The organism is Pseudophaeobacter arcticus DSM 23566 (assembly GCF_000473205.1).
In the GTDB taxonomy this organism is placed as follows: Bacteria; Pseudomonadota; Alphaproteobacteria; order Rhodobacterales; family Rhodobacteraceae; genus Pseudophaeobacter; species Pseudophaeobacter arcticus.
The window spans coordinates 54,792-73,841 of record NZ_AXBF01000006.1; the positions used below are offsets into that span (position 1 = coordinate 54,792).

The window sequence follows — 19,050 nt, forward strand, 5'->3', positions numbered from 1 at the left end:
GAACGAGATGCGCGAGAGAAAAATGGCCGAGGTTTTGTTCGGCGCGCGCGAGGTCTTCTTCCGGTGCGGTTATGAAGGCGCCACCGTCGATGCCATTGCCGCCGAAGGGAAAGTGTCGAAGGCAACAATGTATTCGTATTACCCGACCAAGGAGCAGCTGTTTCTGAGCGTCGTGGAATCCGAATGCGGTCGGCTTGCGGAAGAGATCCTCCGACCCTTGTCCGCAGGTCCCGAGCCGCGCGCCCAGTTGGAAAAACTTGCCCTGCGCATGATCGATCTCGTTCTGGACGAAACCTACATCCGCCTTCTGCGGACGTGTATCGGTGCCACCGAGATGCTTCCCGAGGTCGGGGAGGTGTATTTTCGTGCCGGACCGAAACGGGCACGCGAACTCATCAGTAAAGTTCTGGAACGCCTTTCCCGGGAAGGCGCGCTTGAGATCGACAACCCCCCGCGTGTTGCGGATCACTTCATACATCTTTGCGTTTCTGGACTGTTGATGCCACGCCTGCTGGCCGTGCAAAGAACAGTCGAGCGGGACAAGCATGCGGCCGATGCAGTCACTGCATTCCTGCGACTCTACGGGAGCGGACATAGAGTAGAGCTCTGAACTGACCTTGCTTTCCGACAACGGGGCAGTGCTCCAAATCTCTCAATAAAATTGCCGAATGGACAGTGAATAATGACCATACAATCCAAAATGCAGGCAAAGAATGCGTCACCAAGGATCCTCGGCGCTGCGCGGGCAATTGCGCACAGAGAGGGCGCGGGAAAGATTACGATCGACGCCGTCGCGCGTGAGGCCGATCTCAGTAAAGGCGGGGTCTTATACAATTTTCCGACCAAGAGAGCGCTTCTTGCCGGGCTGCTTGATGAGATGCTCGCAGAACATCGCGAACGCCTGGCATCAGTCCCGGAAGATCGCAGATCCCGCACCCTGCGTGGGCACCTGGAAGCAATCGTGCAAGCCAGAGCCGTCGATGACGACCTCTCGATGGCGATTCTCGCGGCTGCCGCGTCAGATCCGCGGCTGCTCGATCCGCTACGGGCTGAACTGACCGGCGACCTTGAGCGTATCCTGTCCGACACACAAGACACTCCGGGTGCTATGGTTGTCGTCCTAGCGATCCAGGGACTTCGGTTCCAGAAACTTCTGGGCCTTCCCGACGGTGGCGCGGATCTCAGGGGACGCGTCATCGAGCAATTGAGGGCCATGATTAATGAACTCGAATAGAGAGACACGAAGTTTGAAGCGGATCGTTTTTGTTATTGCGGTAGCGGCCGTGTCGGCCGTTGCCGTCCCGTTTGTTTCGCCGTTCCTGACCGATGTGCTGGCCCAGACCGCGACGGACACCCTGGAGGCAGAAGTCGATACAAGGCCTGCAGCGAACGTGGAGCGACCAGTCACGGTCGAAGTGACCCGTGCGCTCAATCGCGTCGTAAGTCAGTCTCGCACCGTTGCAGGCCGCGTCGAACCTGCTCGAACGGTGGACCTTGCGTTTCAGATACCCGGGCAGATCATTCGCCTTGAGGTTGAGCCCGGCGACACGATTCGCGAGGGCGAGGTGATCGCGGAGCTCGACCAAATCGATTTCGAACTCGCCGTCGACCGGGCTCAGGCGTCCTACGACCTGGCGAATTCCGAACTTGCGCGCGCCTCGGACCTCGCCGATCGTGACGTGGCGTCCGACGCGCGCCTCGACACGGCCCGCGCGCAGTTCGTCCAGGCAGAAGTCGCGCTCCGCGAGGCAGAGCGGCGCCTGTCCCAAACGAAAATCGTCGCGCCATTCGACGCGATTGTGGCGCGCACCTTCGTTGAAGAATACGTCAACGTCACGTCGGCCGCGCCTGTCGCGCGTCTACAGGATGTCAGCGAGATGCGGCTGGTGATCTCCCTGCCAGAGGAACTTGCGGCCATTGCCCGGTCGGCACCCGATGCCTTCGAGATCGTTGCAACTTTTCCGGCTGTTCCGGGTTACACCGCGCCTCTGGTGCTTCGCTCGTTTGCGACCGATGCCGACCGGACGGCGCAGACCTACGACGTGGAACTTGCGATCACGGGTGATATCGACTCGCGTCTTCTGCCCGGGATGACTGCGGATGTGCGCATCGCCATCGCCGCAGAAGCAGATCCCCCGCAATCAGTGATCGTTCCGGTTTCGGCGGTGGATACGACGAGCCGAACCGAACCGTCCATCTGGATCTACGAAGAAACGTCCGGCCAGGTCACGCGCAGGGCGGTCCGTCTGGGTCTTCCGATCGACAACGAGATTGTCGTTCTGGATGGCCTGAAGGGCAACGAATTGGTTGTTTCCGGTGGCTGGTGGCGGCTCAGGGACAATCAGACCGTGACAGTTTCGGGGCTCTGATCCCGTTCTTTTTGACAGGACAAGAATAGAACCATGGCACTCAGCATCTCACGAGCGAGCATCGAGCGTCCTGTGGCGGTCTGGCTCACCATCATCTTTTGTCTCCTCGGCGGCTATTGGGGGCTGAACACGGTCGGTCGCCTTGAAGACCCGAGCTTCACGCTCAAAACGGCGCTCATCTTCGTACCGTATCCCGGCGCCACGGCTCTGGAGGTTGAAGAGGAGGTCGCCGACGTCGTCGAAAATGCGCTGCAGCAAATGAAGCAGCTCGACCGGGTGGAATCGAAGTCGATGCCGGGCATGGCGCAGATCACCGTCGAGATCGAGATGACCTATGGCCCGGACGAGATCCCGCAGGTTTGGGACGAAATGCGCCGCCGCATCAGCGACGTGGAGGGGGACCTTCCCGCAGGGGCGCTACCGCCCATCATCAATGACGATTTCGGCGACGTCTATGGCATGTTCTATGCGGTAACGACCGAAGGTCTGAGCCCATCGGAGCAGAGGGATTTGGCCACGACGCTCCGGCTCGGACTGGTCACTGTCGATGGCGTCGCCAAGGTCGAGGTTCAGGGCCTCTCCGAAGAGGTAATTACCATCTCGATCCCGTCTGCACGCCTCGAGATGCTGGGCCTTCCGCCGACCCAGATCCTGGGCATTCTCGCAGACGAAAACCAGGTGTTCACCAACGGCGAGATCACCGAGGGCCCTGCCCGGATCGGCCTATCGGTTCCGCCGGGCTATATTAGCCCCGAAGGGATAGAGGAGCTGCGGCTGGGCACGGCCGGAAATGTCGGCCAGATCGCTGTCAGCGACATCGCCAGCGTGACCCGCGAGGCGGCCGAACAGCCTAGCCAGATCATCCGGCAGAACGGCACGGCGGCATTTACCTTTGGCGTTTCCGCGTTGACGGACCAAAACGTGGTCGAAGTCGGTCAGGCGGTTTCAGCACGGCTTCAACGGCTCAAGTTGGGGCTTCCTGAAGGTGTCGAGATCATTCCGATCTACGAGCAGCATGTCGTGGTGGACGAATCCGTTTCAAGCTTTCTCGTCAGCCTCGGACAGTCGGTCGCGATCGTGGTCGGTGCGCTGATGCTGACCATGGGTTGGCGCGCAGGCCTCGTGGTGGGCGCGACCCTCGGGCTCACCGTTTTCTCTACACTGTTCTTCATGTCAGTGTTCGGGATACAGATGGAGCGGATCAGCCTGGGCGCCCTGATCATCGCGATGGGGATGCTGGTCGACAACGCCATCGTCATCACAGAAGGGATGGTGATCGGCATGGCGCGAGGAAAAAGCGCAGAAGACGCTGCTGCCGAGACCGAAAGCGCCACGTCAATCCCCTTGCTGGGGGCGACCGTTATCGGGATCATGGCGTTTTCCGGTATCGGGCTGTCGCCTGACGCCACGGGCGAGTTTCTGTTTTCGCTTTTCGCGGTGATCGCCATCTCGCTGCTAACAAGCTGGGTCCTGGCAGTCACGGTGACGCCGTATCTCGGCAAGCTGCTGCTCAAGACCCCCAAAAACATTTCGGATAATCCCTACAAGGGCGTGTTCTACGCGACATATCGCGGGATTTTGTGGATGGCGCTGCGCGTCCGCATCCCGGTTGTTCTGACGATCATTGGCATCACCGTTTGGTCCGTTATGGCTTTCGGACAGGTCAAGCAGGCCTTCTTCCCCGCCTCGAACACGCCGATTTTCTACGTTGAGTTCCAGATGCCGCAGGGAACCGATATCAACACGACCGACGAAGAGATGCAGCGGCTCGAGCGGATTCTCATGGATGAGGATGCCGTAACCGGGGTAACGGCCCTCGTCGGGCGCGGGGCAAGCCGATTCATGCTGACATACAACCCCGAGCAGGCGGATGCCAGCTATGGCCAACTCATCGTCCGGGTTGCGGACGCCGCGACGATCGCGACGATCGCGAGCAGACTTAACCAGGACTTGCCCGCCGAATTCCCCCACGCTCTGATCCGTGTCGAAGAGATCGTGTTCGGACCGCCCTCCGGTGCCGATGTTGCAGTTCGTTTTTCGGGACCCGATCCGGTCATCCTGCGCCAGCTCGCGGATGATGCGATGAGGATTTACGAGGAGGCAGGAACCATCACCAATCCGCGCACCAATTGGCGGCAGCGTGAGATCCTCGTCGAACCCATCGTCGATGAGGCACGAATGCGGCTGGCTGGCGCAACGCGTGGAGCGATCGCGGATACCATCCGCTATGGAACGTCCGGACTGCGCGTTGGCGACCTACGCGAGGACGACGTGTTGATTCCAATCCATCTCCGGCTTCCCGAGAGCGAACGCGACGGAGTTGACCGCCTTCGTGACCTATCGGTGTGGTCCGATGGGGCAGGGTCCTATGTACCCATGGCCAACCTTGTCGAAAGGTTCGACCCCCGTCTTGTCGAGGCACTCATTCACCGGCGCGACCGGGAGCGGACGATCACCGCTCTCGGCGGTGCCCGCAGCGATCTCACCGCGGATGAGGCCTTCCGAAGCGTCCGCACCGAGATCGAATCCATCCCGCTTCCCGACGGTTATGCAATGGAATGGGGTGGCGAATTCGAAAGTGCGCAGATGGCTCAGGAGTCGCTTGGCAAGCAGCTTCCCCTAGGCTTCCTGGTCATGTTGACGATTTCGATTTTGATGTTCAACAAAGTCCGCCAACCGCTGATCCTGTGGCTCGTGGTGCCAATGTCCGTGACGGGCATGGTCCTGGGGTTGCTGTTCACCGGTCTGCCCTTCACATTTACGGCCCTGCTCGGCTTCCTGTCGCTTTCGGGAATGTTGATGAAGAACGCAATCGTTCTCATCGAAGAGATCGACTTTCTACGTGCACAGGGTGTGCCCGATTACAAGGCGGTGATCGACGGCTCAGTCAGCCGTCTTCGCCCTGTGGTGCTCGCCGCCGGCACGACGATCTTTGGCATGATTCCGCTTCTGCCCGATGCGTTTTTTGCCTCGATGGCGGTGACGATCATGGGCGGCCTCGCCTTTGCTTCGGTCCTGACGCTCGTCGCGGTTCCGGTGCTCTATGCGCTTCTGTTCCGGATACGGCCACCGAAACGGGACGCACAGTCGGACGGCCTAGCGGCGACCGCCTGACGCAACGATCCTCCCCAAAAATAGGATTTCGAGCCAATTTGAGGATAGCGGGATGGCCCAGAAAAAACAAAACCGGAGAGAATCGTCGCGAAGCTCCGGGAGTCCGACGATCCCAGGGCGGCTCGTGCGGAGTTTCGAAGTAGAGTCCATGGTCCAAACGGCGCAATTCAATAGCGCTCGTTGGATAACTGAAGCGTTTCGACTTTAGATTGATACATGGCTTATCGTTTCTCGCACTCAACCGAAGGGAGCAGAAAGAGACCAAATTATTCAATCTTAGATCGAAGCGCTGTAGCGTACTATTTTGCACTCTGCGGCATCAGACCCCCATTTCGCAATCTCAAGTCTTGAGGTTTGCCGTCCACGAGGCTACTATTCTAACAAATGTTAGATTACTGGCGGCGAGAACGAATGCCTGGACCCCTTGATCACCTGAAAATCATCGAACTTGGCCACGTAATTGCCGGACCTTTTTCGGCAGCCTTGCTCTCGGATTTCGGTGCAGATGTCATCAAGATCGAGGCACCCAACCGAACGGATATGATGCGCGACCTCGGGCCCAAGGCAGAGGATGGAGCGGGCGTTTGGTGGAAGACGCTGGGCCGCAACAAGAAGATTCTGAGCCTAGACTGGAAGTCCGGCGAAGGCCGGGACATCCTGCGCAAATTGGTTGAAGGTGCCGATGTTCTTATCGAAAATTTCCGGCCGGGCGTGCTTGAACGTGCTGGTATCGGGCCGGAAACCCTTCATGAGTGGAACCCAGATCTGATTGTTCTGCGCGTTTCGGGTTACGGACAGGAAGGTCCGATGCGGGACGTACCTGCGTTTGGTCGTGCGGCAGAAGCCATGAGTGGTTTAGCACATCTGACCGGTTTCCCTGACGGGCCGCCGATGCACCCCGGATTTCCGGCGGCCGACAGCACGACAGGCCTGATGGGCGCATTGGGAATCATGATTGCGCTGTTTGCCCGCGAAAAGGGGATAGTACGGGGTCAGGTTGTCGATCTTGCGGTGTTCGAAGCGCTGCTTCGATTGATGGACTATCCTGTTCCCGCAATGACAGGTGCGAACCATTCACCGCGGCGCAACGGGCTGCGCCAGCCGATGGACTTTGCGCCGGGGGGCATGTTCCGCACGTCCGATGGGGTTTGGCTGACCGTCTCGGCAGGTAGCGCGGAAACTGCGCAACGCCTGATGCGCGCGGTCGGAGGGGACTCTTTGGCCGATGACCCGCGGTTCGAGACACTCGGCGAGATGTCGCAGCACATGGCGGTGGTCTTTGACGCGATCAATGATTTCGTCACGCAGCACACCGCTGAAGAAGTTGCGGCTGTATTCGCACGACATGATGCGGTTGCCTCTCGGGTGTTGAGCGTCGAGGAGATCACGACCAATGAGCAGATACGCCATCGCGGGGACATCGTATCGGTCGAGGGCGAGCAGACCCAGGTCATCGGTCCGATCCCGCATCTAAGCGCGACGCCCGGTGAACTTCGCTGGCTGGGACGACCGCCCGGCGCAGACAGCCGAAGTATTCTAAGCGATCTTGGTTTTGACGATGAGCAAATCTCTGCCCTTTGTGAGGCAGGACTCGTGAGACTGGAAGGCAAGGGGACGCCATGACATTTAGAATGACCACCGACCAACAGGAAATCCGCGACCAGATTCTGCGGATTTGTGCACAATTCGACGATGACTACTGGCTGGACCGGGATCGCAACGGTGGTTTTCCCCATGATTTGCACAGGGCAATGGCCGATGGCGGCTGGCTTGGCATCGCCATGCCTGAAGCGGTCGGCGGCGCCGGCCTGGGGATCACTGAAGCGACGATCATGATGCAGGCGATTGCTGAGTCAGGGGCTGGCGCGAGCGGGGCCTCGGCCATCCACATGAACATTTTCGGGCTCAACCCGGTGGTGAAGTTCGGGACCGATGAACAGCGCGCGCGCATGCTGAGCCCCCTGATCGCAGGTGATGAAAAGGCTTGTTTCGGCGTCACCGAACCGACGACGGGGCTGGATACCACAAAGCTGAAGACCATGGCGGTGCGACAGGGAGACAGGTATGTCGTGCATGGTCAGAAGGTCTGGATTTCGACCGCGCAGGTTGCCCACAAGATGCTGCTTCTGGCCAGAACAACGCGGCTTGAGGATGTGACTAACCCGACCGAAGGGCTGAGCCTGTTCTATACCGATCTCAACCGTAATTTCGTTGATGTGCGAGAGATCGAAAAGATGGGGCGCAAGGCTGTCGATTCGAACGAGGTCTTCATCGACGGGTTGCCGATACCTGCCGAAGACCTGATCGGAGAAGAGGGCAAAGGGTTTCGGCAAATTCTGCATGGGCTGAATCCAGAACGCATCCTTGTGGCGGGCGAATGCATCGGCATCGCACGCAACGCTCTGACCCGCGCGGCGCAATATGCCAATGAACGAGTGGTTTTCGACCGGCCCATCGGTCAGAATCAGGGCGTTCAGCATCCGCTCGCTCAGGCTTGGGCGCGGGTGGAATCGGCCAATCTCATGGTGATGCACGCCGCCGCCCTTTACGATTCGGGGGAGCCCTGCGGCATCGAGGCGAACGCAGCCAAGCTATTGGCCGCCGACGCCGCGGTTGAGGCGACCGAGGCCGCACAGATCACCTTTGGCGGATTCGGTTACGCAAAGGAATATCACGTGGAGCGTCTGGTCAGAGAAGCGCTCTTGTTCCGCATTGTACCTGTGACGCCGCAGATGTTGTTATCATTCATTGCTGAAAAAGCGCTAGGACTTCCAAAGTCTTACTGACCGCGAGACACGGATTGGGATAGCGCGTATTCCCTACTTGATTATTTTTCTAACGTCCGTTAGATTATCAGACAAAGCCCCGCAATAGGGGAAAAGGGAGGAGGCGTCATGAGTGAGACGCAGTTCGGGTCTTCGCGAGAAGACCTGTCAAAACGCACAACCGTTTACGCACATGATTTGTTCGCGGGCAAAACCGTCGTTGTAACCGGCGCAGGCGGAGGTTTGGGGCTGGCGATTGCGGCTCTGTTCGCCAGGCTGGGCGCCAATCTGGCGATCAATGGACGCAACGAGGAAAAGCTGGCCTCGGCCAAAGAGTACCTCGAGAGTTTTGGGGGCAGAGTTTTCGCCGTGCCCATGACCATCCGTGACCCTGAACAGGTCGAGGATTTTGTCGCTAAGACGAATCAGGAATTCGGCTCCATAGACGTTCTGGTGAACAATGCGGGGGGGCAGTTTCCACAGGCTGCGCTGGATTTTTCCCCGAAAGGCTGGACCGCCGTCATTGACACCAACCTCAACGGAACCTGGTGGATGATGCAATCCACGACGCGCCACTGGGTTGAGAACAAGCAACCGGGTTCCATCGTAAATATCGTGGCGGATATCTGGCGCGGGATGCCTGGCATCGCTCATACCTGTGCAGCTCGGGCGGGGGTGATTTACCTGTCCAAATCGGTGGCGGTGGAGTGGGCGCCGCATGATATCCGCGTGAACTGCGTGGCGCCGGGTTGCTGCGAAAGCAACGGTTTCGGGAACTACCCTCCAGAGGGTGCCGCAACTTTCCAGGATTCCAATCCGATGCGGCACGCCGGGGACGAATGGGATGTCGCTGAAGGTGTTGTCTATATGGCGGCCAACTCAGGAAAGTTTGTTACCGGTGAAGTTCTGAACATCGACGGTGGGCAGCAATTGTGGGGGGACCCATGGCCAACGGGTCGACCGGACCATTTCCTGATTTCCTGATGAAAGCCATGAACCTTAATGGGGACAATAAGATCCAGATGACAACGAAGAATAAAATAGCAGTTGGTACCGATGGCGGGGCGCTTCTGGAGTGCAACGGGGTCGAACGACGGTTTGGCGGCATCGTTGCTGTCACCGGAGTTGATCTCGTCATTCGGCAAGGTGAAATCTTTGGGCTTGTCGGACCGAATGGTAGCGGCAAGACAACGCTAACGAACGCAATTACCGGGTTTTATCCGCCAAACGTAGGCACTGTCCGGCTGGCGGGAAAAGACATCACGGGCACAGCGCCTCATAAGGTTGCCAAGCTCGGGGTTGCGCGGACGTTCCAGAATCTTGCCCTTTTCAACGGGATGAGCGTTCTGGACAACATCCTGCTCGGGCGGCACATCCACATGAAACCGGGCGTCTTACGCACGGCGCTTTATTGGTGGGCGGCGCGGCATGAAGAGATCGAGAACCGTAAGATCGTCGAGGAGGTGATCGAGTTTCTACAGCTTGAAAGCATCCGACATGAGTTGGTCGATGGTCTTCCGATCGGGCTGAAAAAACGGGTCGAACTTGCGCGGGCATTGGTGGCCGAGCCGCAAATGTTGATACTCGATGAGCCGATGGCAGGCATGAATCAGGAAGAGAAGGGGTATATGTCCCGCTTCATTCTGGATGCCCGTGCCGAACGCGGCGTCAGCGTTCTGCTGATCGAGCATCATATGGATGTCATCACCGGCATCTGTGATCGGATGCTGGCGCTTAATTATGGCGAAATGATCGCCAGCGGCATCCCGAAGGACGTTGTAAAAGACCCGCGGGTCATCGAGGCATATATCGGAGGGTCGCATGACTGATTTGACGCAAAAACAGTCTTCGGGCGGCGATACGATTGGTGCACTGCTGGCGCAAAACGCGTCGCGCCACGGAAAGGATATCGCGCTTCGCGAAAAGGAACGCGGGATCTGGAAAGAAACCACTTGGGCGGAATACGCCGAAGAGGTGCTTGCCTGCGCGGCCGGACTTGAAAAAATCGGCGTAAAGCCGGGCAAGGCAGTACTTATTCTGGGCGATAACCGTGCACGGTTGTACGGCGGCATGCTGGCTGTTTCGTTGCTGGGCGCCTATGCAATGCCTGCCTATCCGGGCGCGACAATCGAAGAACTTCGGCACTTTCTTGGCGAAGTCGAAATCGTCGCGGCCATCGCCGAAGATCAGGAGCAGGTAGACAAGATCCTGGAACTGAAGGACGCGGGCGCCGAGGGTATCGACCACATCATTTATGATGAAGCGCGAGGCCTCGGATTCTATGAGGTTGAAGGGCTGATGTCCTGGGATCACCTGATCGAAGTCGGTCAGCACGATCTTAATGAAACCCCGGGCTTGCGCGAAGATCTCTTTGGTCGGGCAAAGCCCGGCGATCCGGCCATTTTCATGCATTCGTCAGGGACCACGGGAAAACCGAAAGGTATCGTTCTGAGTCAAAAGAACGTTCTTGCTGCGGCCAGGAACGGGCATGCAGCGGGTGCATTCGACGACAATGAGGAAATCCTCGCCTATCTGCCGATGGCCTGGGTGGGCGACTTCGCCATTACCGTCGCGGCGGCGCTGCTCTGCCGGTTCACCGTGAACGTGCCTGAACGTCAGGAAACCGTCGTTCGCGACATGCGCGAAATCGCTCCGACATTCTATCTGGCGGCGCCGAGAAGCTGGGACCAGATGCTGACGACGATCCAAGTGGGTATCGAGAACTCGACCCCGGTCAAAAAATGGCTGTACCATTTCTTCATGGACCGGGCGATTGCCGCCGAGACACGCAAGCTGAATGGCATTAGCGGCGGTGCACTAGAGCCTTTGGGCCGACTTTTGGGCGAGGCGATCGTTTTTGGTCCGATCAAGGACCAGTTCGGGATGAGTCGTCTGAAGAACGCGTTCACTGGCGGCGAAGCAATCGGCGAAGACACGTTTGTTTTCTACCGAGCCCTGGGAATCAAATTGCGCCAACTCTACGGCCAGACCGAAAATAGCGCGATCAATGCGATTCAGTCTCCGGGCGAGGTGCGCCTCCATACCGTTGGCAAACCCGCGCCTGGCGTCGAGGTGAAAATTGCCGAAGACGGAGAGATCCTGGTGCGTTCGGACAGCGTGTTTGAGGGGTACTTCAACAAACCCGAAGCGACCGCCGAAGCGCTTGAGGACGGGTGGCTGCATACCGGCGATGCCGGTTATCTGGAGAATGACGGACACCTGGTTGTTCTGGGCCGTGTCTCCGAGGTCATGCATACAGCCGGAGGCGAGCGTTATGTGCCAAACTACATTGAGAACCGGTTGAAGTTCAGCCCCTATATCAAGGATGCGGCTGTTATCGGTGCCGGCCTGGATGAATTGACCGCCATGGTCTGCGTGGATTTCGAGGCAGTGGGACACTGGGCCGAAGTGAACGGCGTGCCTTATGTGTCCTATTCCGATTTGTCGCAACGTGACGAGGTCGCGGCGCTGCTGCACGGGGCATTCGAACGGGTAAATAAGGCCGTCACAGAGCCGTTGCGCCTGCAACGCTTTGTCAGCCTGCCGAAGGAATTCGACCCGGACGATGGTGAGATCACGCGGACCCGAAAACTGCGACGCAAGGTTGTACAGGAACGCTATGCCGACGTGATCGCGGCGCTCTACGACGGTTCAAAAGATGTCCACGTAAGCGCGCAGGTGACTTACGAGACAGGGGAAATAGGGAAGGTCGAAAGAAGCCTTCCCATCAGGGAGGTATAAATGGATTGGGTCTTTCTATCTGAACTTGCGATCAATGGAGCCTTGACGGGTCTCTTGTATTCGCTCTTCGCTATCGGCCTCGTGCTGATCTACAAAGCGTCCTCGGTGCCCAATCTGTCGCAGGGTGGGCTGACAATGGTCGGGGCCTATGTGGTTCTTGCCCTTTCACATGACGCGGGTCTGCCGCTGTGGCTGGCCATTCCGCTTGCTGCGGTGATCATGTTCGGCCTGGGATTTGGCATTGAGCGTGTTGCCCTGCGCCGTCTCGCGGGCCGTCCGGTCGTCATGATCCTGATGCTGACACTTGGCCTGGACATCTTCCTGCGGGGGACAACACTTGCAATCTGGGGTGGGACATCCCGTTCGGTTGATTTGGGGGTCAGCTATGAACCGCTGTTCCTGGGCGACATCTTCGTCAGCCGCATCCATCTTGTCGGTGCCGGTGTTGCGCTCGCACTCTTTGTCGCCTTCATGCTGTTCTTCCGAACCCGGACCGGGATCAAGTTGCGGGCGATCGCGGATGATTACATGGCTTCGTGGTCGGTCGGCATTTCGGTTGAGCGCGGCGTAGGGTTGTCCTGGGCACTGGCATCAGTTGTTGCCGTCGCCGCAGGCGTCATCTGGGGCGAGATTCAGGGTGTCGATCAGGCGCTGTCGCTGTTGCTTCTGAAGGGTCTGACGGTGGCCGTTCTTGGTGGACTCGACAGTATCCTCGGCGCAGTGATCGCGGGCATCATTCTGGGCGTCGTCGAAAACGTTGGTGCCGATCTTCTGGATCCGCTTGTCGGAGGCGGAAGCCGCGAGCTTATCGTCGCCGCCGTGCTCATTCTTACGGTCATGATCCGTCCGCACGGGCTGTTCGGCCGTCACGACATCGAAAGGGTCTAAGGGATGTTTTATAGACTTTCCGGCGTCCATCACGCCAACTATGTATCCGATAGTCGTATCTTCAAGGTACCTGCTGACCGGAACCTGGCTGTATTCATCTTCCTGATTGGACTTGCCGCGCCATTCATCATACCGTCGCTCTACCTGAACAGTTACATGCTTCCGTGGCTGATCTGGACGGCCGCCGCCCTTGGACTTAACCTGGTGACAGGTTGGGCTGGCCAACTTCACTTGGGCTATGCTGCGGTCATGGCCGTCGGGGCGTATTCGGCGATCCACGCGGCGCGTTTCGGCGTGCCATGGGAATTCGCCCTGATCATTGGCGGGTTGACGTCATCTGTGATCGGCAGCCTGTTCGCCTTTGCCGCATTGCGGGTCAAGGGTCTCTATCTCGCACTCACGACTCTTGCGATGCAATTCGTGATGGACTGGGTTCTGACCCACTCGCCGGCGATTTCAGGGGGCTCGCACGCATCGCTCCAGTCACCAACTTTGGCGTTTCTTGGGCAGGATATTACCTCTGATACCGGTTTTTACTATGTCGCCTTCGGATGGTGTGTGTTGGTGACGATCTTCATGCTGAATCTCAAACGCACTGGGCTTGGTCGTGCCCTGGTCGCGGTACGCGAAAAAGACTTTGCTGCCGCGATCCTGGGTGTGAACAGTTTCTATTACAAGATCCTAGCCTTCGCGACTTCGTCTTTCATCGCGGGCGTCAGTGGTGCTTTGCTTGTCGCCACCTTCTTCTTTCTTGCCGCGCCGGAGCAGTTTTCGGTCACCGTATCTATCCAGGTTCTTGCGATGGTGATCGTTGGCGGCCTCGGCAGCGTAATCGGATCCTATTTCGGTGTTGCTCTGATCCTTCTTGTCCCCGGTTTGGTGAACGGTCTCGTCGTCACGGTGAGCGAGGGGCTTGGTATGCAGATCAATGTTGAAACGCTCGCTCACATCCCGAATGCGGTCTATGGCGCACTGATCGTCATTATCCTTCTGATCGAACCGCTCGGTTTGGGAAAACTCTACGGCAACATCAGAGACTATCTGATGGTCTGGCCCTTCGATCAGTTCAAGAAATAAGGGAAATGCCGATGCAAGAAAAAGTTGAAGCCGAGCACATTCTGTCCATGAACAGTGTCGAGGTGCTGTACGACAATGTAATGCTGGCGATCAAAGGTGTTTCGGTCAAGGTGCCAAAAGGCGAGATGATCGCGCTCTTGGGCTCGAACGGCGCGGGCAAAAGCACCACGTTGAAAGCGATCAGCGGTCTTCTGAAGGCAGAGCGCGGACGCATCAGCCGAGGTGAAATAACCTTCCAGGGAACAGAAATAACCGAAGTGCTCGCGCAAAACCGCGTCGGGATGGGTATCTGTCACGTCATCGAAGGGCGGCGGGTCTTTGAACACCTGACCCCCGACGAGAACCTGACCGCTGCTGCGCCGCGCGGAATGTCCCGATCGGCGCTGAATGCGGAAAAAGAAAAGATTTACGACTATTTCCCACGACTTGCCGAACGCCGCAATTCGCAAGCAGGCTATTTGTCTGGTGGCGAGCAACAGATGCTGGCCATCGGCAGGGCGCTGGTGACGCAGCCGAAACTGTTGATGCTCGACGAACCAAGTCTCGGCCTTGCCCCGTTCCTGGTCGAGGAAATCTTCGGCATCCTGCAAAAGATCAATCAGGAGGAGGGCGTATCCGTCCTGCTGGTGGAGCAGAACGCGCTGGCCGCTCTGGAGATTGTTTCGCAAGGGTATCTGATTGAGAACGGCCGCGTTGTCATGCACGGCACGGCCGAGGCGCTCAAATCCAACTCCGACATTCAGGAATTTTATCTGGGCGGCGGAGAAGAAACCGATTTTCACAACGTCAAGCACTACAGCCGACGCAAACGTTGGTTGAGTTGAGGTACTAATCAGAAGTTGTTCAGGGAGGAACAAATGAAGAAATTTACCAAAGCGTTGGCTGTACTATCCATGTTCGGAGGAGCAGTGTTCAGCACCCAGGCGCTGGCCGAGCCATTCAAGATCGGCATCTGCTACGACCTCAGCAAAGCCTATACCTTTGCCACGCCGCAGGTTTCGCAGGCCGCGATGGACCTTGCCAAGCTCATCAACATGAAGGGCGGCATCGGTGGCGAACCGGTCGAAGTCATCGTGCGTGACCACGGGAACGAACCGCAGCGCGGAATCGAGTGCTACTCGAAACTCAGCCGCGAGGGCGTCTTTGTTTTCGATACCCTGTCCACTCCGGTGTCTCTGGCTATCCTGCCGCGGGCCATGGAAGACGGGCGTATCCTGATGCAGTCTCTTGTCGGGCGCGGCGATGCCGTTGATGGCACCGTCTTCGATTGGGTCTATCCGATCGGGCCGACCTATTGGGGACAGGCCGCCAACGATGTCGCCTACATCAAGCAATTGCATGACGGCGATCTGTCAGATGTGAAGGTCGGGTTTGTTTACTTCGATTATCCCTTCGGGCAGGAGCCGATCGAGATCCTGGAAACCCTGTCCGAGAAAGAGGGTTTCGAGCTTGAACTGTACCCCGTGCCACTGCCTGGCAGCGACCAGGCCGGCGTGTGGTCGAAGGTGCGCCGCGACAAGCCCGATCATGTGATCGTCTGGATGCTGGGCGGTGCCCATGTGGTTGCCTCGAAAGAGATGAAGCGCAATCGCATTCCGATGGACAAATACATCTCGGTCAACTGGCTGAACGAAGTCGATATCGCCAACATCGGTAAAGAGGCCGCCAAAGGTATCAAGCGCGGGACCAATGTCGTGGGCGGTCAGGATATTGCCCTGTATCAGGAAATCATGGCCGAGCTTTATGACAAGGGCGAGGGATCCGGCCCGATCGAGAAGACGCAGGACGTTTTCTACAACACCGGGCTGGCCATGTATTCGATCATGTTCGAAGCCGCGCGCAAGGCGGCGGAAGCCGAGGGGCTGCCGATCACTCCGACATCCTACAAGGCCGGACTGGAGTCGCTTGAGGGCTATGACGCGAACGGGCTGATGGCCCCCGTTACGGTGACGGCCGAAGATCATGGCGGCGGGGGCAAGACCCGTATCGAAATGTGGGACGGAGAGACTTGGGTGCCGCAAACCGACTGGATCTCTGCGTACACGGACGTTGTGTGGGGTGTGGTTAAAGAGAGTTCCGCGAAATACGAGCAGTGAAAGACTGGTAGCAGGAAGGGCGACGCTACGCGGGGCGGCAGCGGCGTTTACAAAGCGGTATCACCGCCCCAAACCAAACCAACGGGAGAGAGAAAACATGAAAGTCAAACAGCACATTAAGGCAGTGGTACTTGCTACTGCGCTGGCAGCAAGCGCGACTGTTGCCTCAGCGCAGGACAAGGAGCCGATCCGCTTCGGACTCTGCTTCGACCTCAGTAAATCCTACACGTTCATTTCGCCGCAGGTGGCCCAGGCCGCGCAGGACCTGGCGATGTACACCAACGAAAATGGCGGTATCGAAGGGCATCCGGTTGAAGTCATCATTCGCGATCACGGCAACGAACCGCAGCGCGGTGTGGAATGCTACGAGCAGCTCAAGCGCGAAGGCGTTTTCCTTTTCAATTTTCTGTCCACGCCGGTCACGAACGCGGTTCTGCCGCGTGCGATGAAGGACGGCAACGTGTTGATGCAGTCCTTTGTTGGCCGCGGTGACGCGGTGGACGGCGAAGTGTTCGAATGGGTTTTCCCGGTCGGTCCGACGTACTGGCAGCAGGCGGCAAATGACGTTGCCTTCATCAAGGGTCAGATGGGCGGTGACTTGAGCAAGGCGAAGATCGGGTTCATCTATCTGGATTATCCCTTTGGCCAGGAACCGATCGAGATCCTGAAAACGCTTTCCGAAAAGGAAGGGTTCGAACTGGAGCTGTATCCCGTGCCGCTTCCCGGGTCGGATCAGGCCGGCGCATGGAGCAAAATCCGCCGCGACAAGCCTGACTACGTGATCAGCTGGCTGCTGGCGGGCGGGCATGTGGTCGCCTCGAAGGAAATGCGCCGCAACCGTTTCCCGATCGACCGCTATCTGTCGGTGAACTGGCTGAACGAAGTTGATATCGCCAATATTGGCGCACAAGAGGCGAAAGGCATCCTGCGCGGGACCAACGTGGCCGGTGGCCAGGAAGTTCCGATCGTCAAGACGATGCTGGACACCTACTATGCCAATGGCAAGGGCAGCGGTCCCGAGAGCCTGGTGCGCGACGTGTACTACAACACGGGCATGGCGATCTACTCGGCCGGTTTCGAAGCCGCGCGGATCGCAATTACTGAAAACGGTTGGCCGATCACACCGGAAAGCATGAAGAATGCCTATGAATCGATCGAGGACTTCGATGGAAACGGCATCATGGCCCCGGTTACAGTGACCGACAAAGACCACGGTGGTGGCGGCAAGACTCGGGTCGAACAGTGGAATGGCGAAACCTGGGTTCCGCTGACCGACTGGAGCGCCGACTATCTCGACGTTGTTTGGGATGTCATCAAGCACAGCTCCGCGACGTTCACCGTCGAATAAGACAGAGCTTCCCCGCGGCAGACATGTCGCGGGGAAGCTTTCCGCAGTTAGATTGTCCCGAGAAAGCGAAGCAGGTATCATGAGCCCCATTGACGTGAAGATCGAAGACGGAATTGCGACCGTCTGTATCAACCGGCCCGAACGTAAAAACGCGCTTTCCGTGGCGGCGACGAACGGGCTGACCGATGCTTGGGAAAAGATCGAGGCGGATGACAGCGTTCGTGTGGCCATTCTGACTTCTGCCGATTGCGGCGTTTTCAGCGCCGGACTGGATCTGAAGGAAGCCACACAAATCGCACGCGACGAGGGTGTCGATATTCTGACCAAGATGCGCGACCCGTTTCACGAGACCATGCGCGCCTGCAAGAAACCGATCATCGCGGCGATGACAGGGTCGCTGATGGCGGGCGGCATGATGCTGACCTTGAATTGCGATCTGCGGGTCGGTCTCAAGGGGACCAAGGTCGGTATCACCGAAGTAAAGATCGGTCGTGGATCGCCTTGGGCATCGCCAGCATTGTCCATGCTGCCGCAGCCCATCCTTATGGAAATAGTTCTGACCGGCGACTTGATGCCGATCGAGCGCCTGCACGAATACGGGTTCACCAACTATATCGAAGACACTCCCGATGCTGTCCGCGCACGGGCCTTCGACCTTGCCAAACGCATTGCCAGCGCGGCCCCGCTGTCGGTTGTTGCCGCGAAAGGCAGTGTTCGCGCAACCATGGATCTGGGCTGTGCCGGTGGCCTGAAAGAGGGCAAGCGCCTGCACGAGGTGGTTTACGCCAGCAACGACGCGATTGAAGGCCCAAAGGCCTTTGCTGAAAAGCGAGCACCCGTCTGGACCGGGACCTGATGGAGACTTGAATGACTGAGCTTATTCGCCTGGACAGGGATGGCCCTGTCGGAATCCTGCGGTTTCTTCAGCCGACAAAACGCAACCCTTACAGCATCGGGTTCGTCGAAGAACTGGTGGCGCTTCTGCGCGAAGCCGAACGGGACGCTACGATCCGTGTCGTTGTCATGACCGGCGGCGATCATTTCAGCAGCGGCGGCGATCTCGTTGGATTTCAGGCTGAAATCGCGAAAGGCGCAAGGGCGACATCGGAAATGGTCGACCGGGTTCACGATGGCGGACGCGCGGCCTATCTGTTTCGCAAGCCTCTGATTTCTGCTGTATGCGGAGTAGCATTTGGTGCCGGCCTCAGCCTGGCCCTGTCGGCGGATATCGTCGTAGCGGCCGAAGATGCCCGGCTGTGCGAGGTTTTTGCCCGCATCGGCGGCTGTCCCGACACCGGCTCGAGCTGGCTGCTTCAGCAACGTGCCGGCGCGGGCGTGGCGCGGATGCTTGTTCTCACAGGTCGTGAAATAGACGGGCGCACCGCCAAGGAACTGCGCGTCGTGGAAGAATGCGTACCCGCCGACCAGGTCGAGCAACGCGCTCTGGAAATTGCCCGCGAGATCGCACCACACCCGATGTTCGGTGTCCAGACAACCAAGCGCGTGATGCGCGCCACGGCGGAGTGCAGCTATCTGGAGGCTCTGGACATCGAACGCGATTCCCAAAGCGTTCTGCTGTGCGCGCATGATTTTCCAGAGGCCATGAAAGCGTTCTCAGAGAAAAGAAACCCCGAATTCAATGACCGATAGGT

16 protein-coding genes are annotated in these 19,050 nt (G+C 58.3%); all 16 read left to right on the forward strand.

Going from position 1 to position 19,050, the window contains the following annotated elements; genetic code table 11:
- Window positions 1-7 precede the first annotated feature (7 nt).
- Entirely contained in the window at window positions 8-610 is a 603-nt protein-coding gene (locus ARCT_RS0102795) for a TetR/AcrR family transcriptional regulator (RefSeq protein WP_036784095.1), read from the forward strand.
- 72 nt (window positions 611-682) lie between these two features.
- On the forward strand, window positions 683-1,234 hold the full coding sequence (locus ARCT_RS0102800; protein WP_036784097.1) for a TetR/AcrR family transcriptional regulator: 552 nt from the start codon (window positions 683-685) through the stop codon (window positions 1,232-1,234).
- A 13-nt stretch (window positions 1,235-1,247) separates the two neighbouring features.
- Window positions 1,248-2,369, forward strand: a complete 1,122-nt coding sequence (locus tag ARCT_RS0102805) for an efflux RND transporter periplasmic adaptor subunit (RefSeq protein ID WP_027238710.1) — start codon at window positions 1,248-1,250, stop codon at window positions 2,367-2,369.
- Between the two features lie 33 nt (window positions 2,370-2,402).
- Complete coding sequence (locus ARCT_RS0102810; RefSeq protein ID WP_027238711.1) at window positions 2,403-5,483, forward strand: efflux RND transporter permease subunit; 3,081 nt, start codon at window positions 2,403-2,405, stop codon at window positions 5,481-5,483.
- A gap of 411 nt (window positions 5,484-5,894) precedes the next feature.
- Entirely contained in the window at window positions 5,895-7,106 is a 1,212-nt protein-coding gene (locus tag ARCT_RS0102820; protein ID WP_027238712.1) for a CaiB/BaiF CoA transferase family protein, read from the forward strand.
- Window positions 7,103-8,269: an acyl-CoA dehydrogenase family protein gene (locus ARCT_RS0102825; RefSeq protein WP_027238713.1), complete on the forward strand. Its 1,167-nt coding sequence runs from the start codon at window positions 7,103-7,105 to the stop codon at window positions 8,267-8,269. Before ARCT_RS0102820 ends, ARCT_RS0102825 begins: the two co-directional genes overlap by 4 nt.
- Before the next feature lie 177 nt (window positions 8,270-8,446).
- A complete protein-coding gene (locus ARCT_RS0102830; protein ID WP_240476209.1) occupies window positions 8,447-9,232 on the forward strand; it encodes an SDR family oxidoreductase in 786 nt (261 codons plus the stop codon).
- Between the two features lie 38 nt (window positions 9,233-9,270).
- Entirely contained in the window at window positions 9,271-10,077 is an 807-nt protein-coding gene (locus tag ARCT_RS0102835) for an ABC transporter ATP-binding protein (protein ID WP_027238715.1), read from the forward strand.
- A complete protein-coding gene (locus tag ARCT_RS0102840) occupies window positions 10,070-11,989 on the forward strand; it encodes an AMP-dependent synthetase/ligase (RefSeq protein ID WP_027238716.1) in 1,920 nt (639 codons plus the stop codon). Before ARCT_RS0102835 ends, ARCT_RS0102840 begins: the two co-directional genes overlap by 8 nt.
- A complete protein-coding gene (locus ARCT_RS0102845) occupies window positions 11,990-12,877 on the forward strand; it encodes a branched-chain amino acid ABC transporter permease (protein ID WP_027238717.1) in 888 nt (295 codons plus the stop codon). It abuts the gene before it with no gap.
- Between the two features lie 3 nt (window positions 12,878-12,880).
- Window positions 12,881-13,954: a branched-chain amino acid ABC transporter permease gene (locus tag ARCT_RS0102850; RefSeq protein WP_027238718.1), complete on the forward strand. Its 1,074-nt coding sequence runs from the start codon at window positions 12,881-12,883 to the stop codon at window positions 13,952-13,954.
- An 11-nt stretch (window positions 13,955-13,965) separates the two neighbouring features.
- Window positions 13,966-14,778 (forward strand): ABC transporter ATP-binding protein, encoded by an 813-nt coding sequence (locus ARCT_RS0102855; RefSeq protein WP_027238719.1) that lies wholly within the window; start codon window positions 13,966-13,968, stop codon window positions 14,776-14,778.
- Between the two features lie 33 nt (window positions 14,779-14,811).
- Entirely contained in the window at window positions 14,812-16,050 is a 1,239-nt protein-coding gene (locus ARCT_RS0102860) for an ABC transporter substrate-binding protein (protein ID WP_027238720.1), read from the forward strand.
- Window positions 16,051-16,147: 97 nt separating this feature from the next.
- Window positions 16,148-17,398: an ABC transporter substrate-binding protein gene (locus ARCT_RS0102865; protein ID WP_027238721.1), complete on the forward strand. Its 1,251-nt coding sequence runs from the start codon at window positions 16,148-16,150 to the stop codon at window positions 17,396-17,398.
- A 79-nt stretch (window positions 17,399-17,477) separates the two neighbouring features.
- A complete protein-coding gene (locus ARCT_RS0102870; RefSeq protein WP_027238722.1) occupies window positions 17,478-18,254 on the forward strand; it encodes an enoyl-CoA hydratase/isomerase family protein in 777 nt (258 codons plus the stop codon).
- 11 nt (window positions 18,255-18,265) lie between these two features.
- Window positions 18,266-19,048: an enoyl-CoA hydratase/isomerase family protein gene (locus ARCT_RS0102875; protein WP_027238723.1), complete on the forward strand. Its 783-nt coding sequence runs from the start codon at window positions 18,266-18,268 to the stop codon at window positions 19,046-19,048.
- Window positions 19,049-19,050 lie beyond the last annotated feature (2 nt).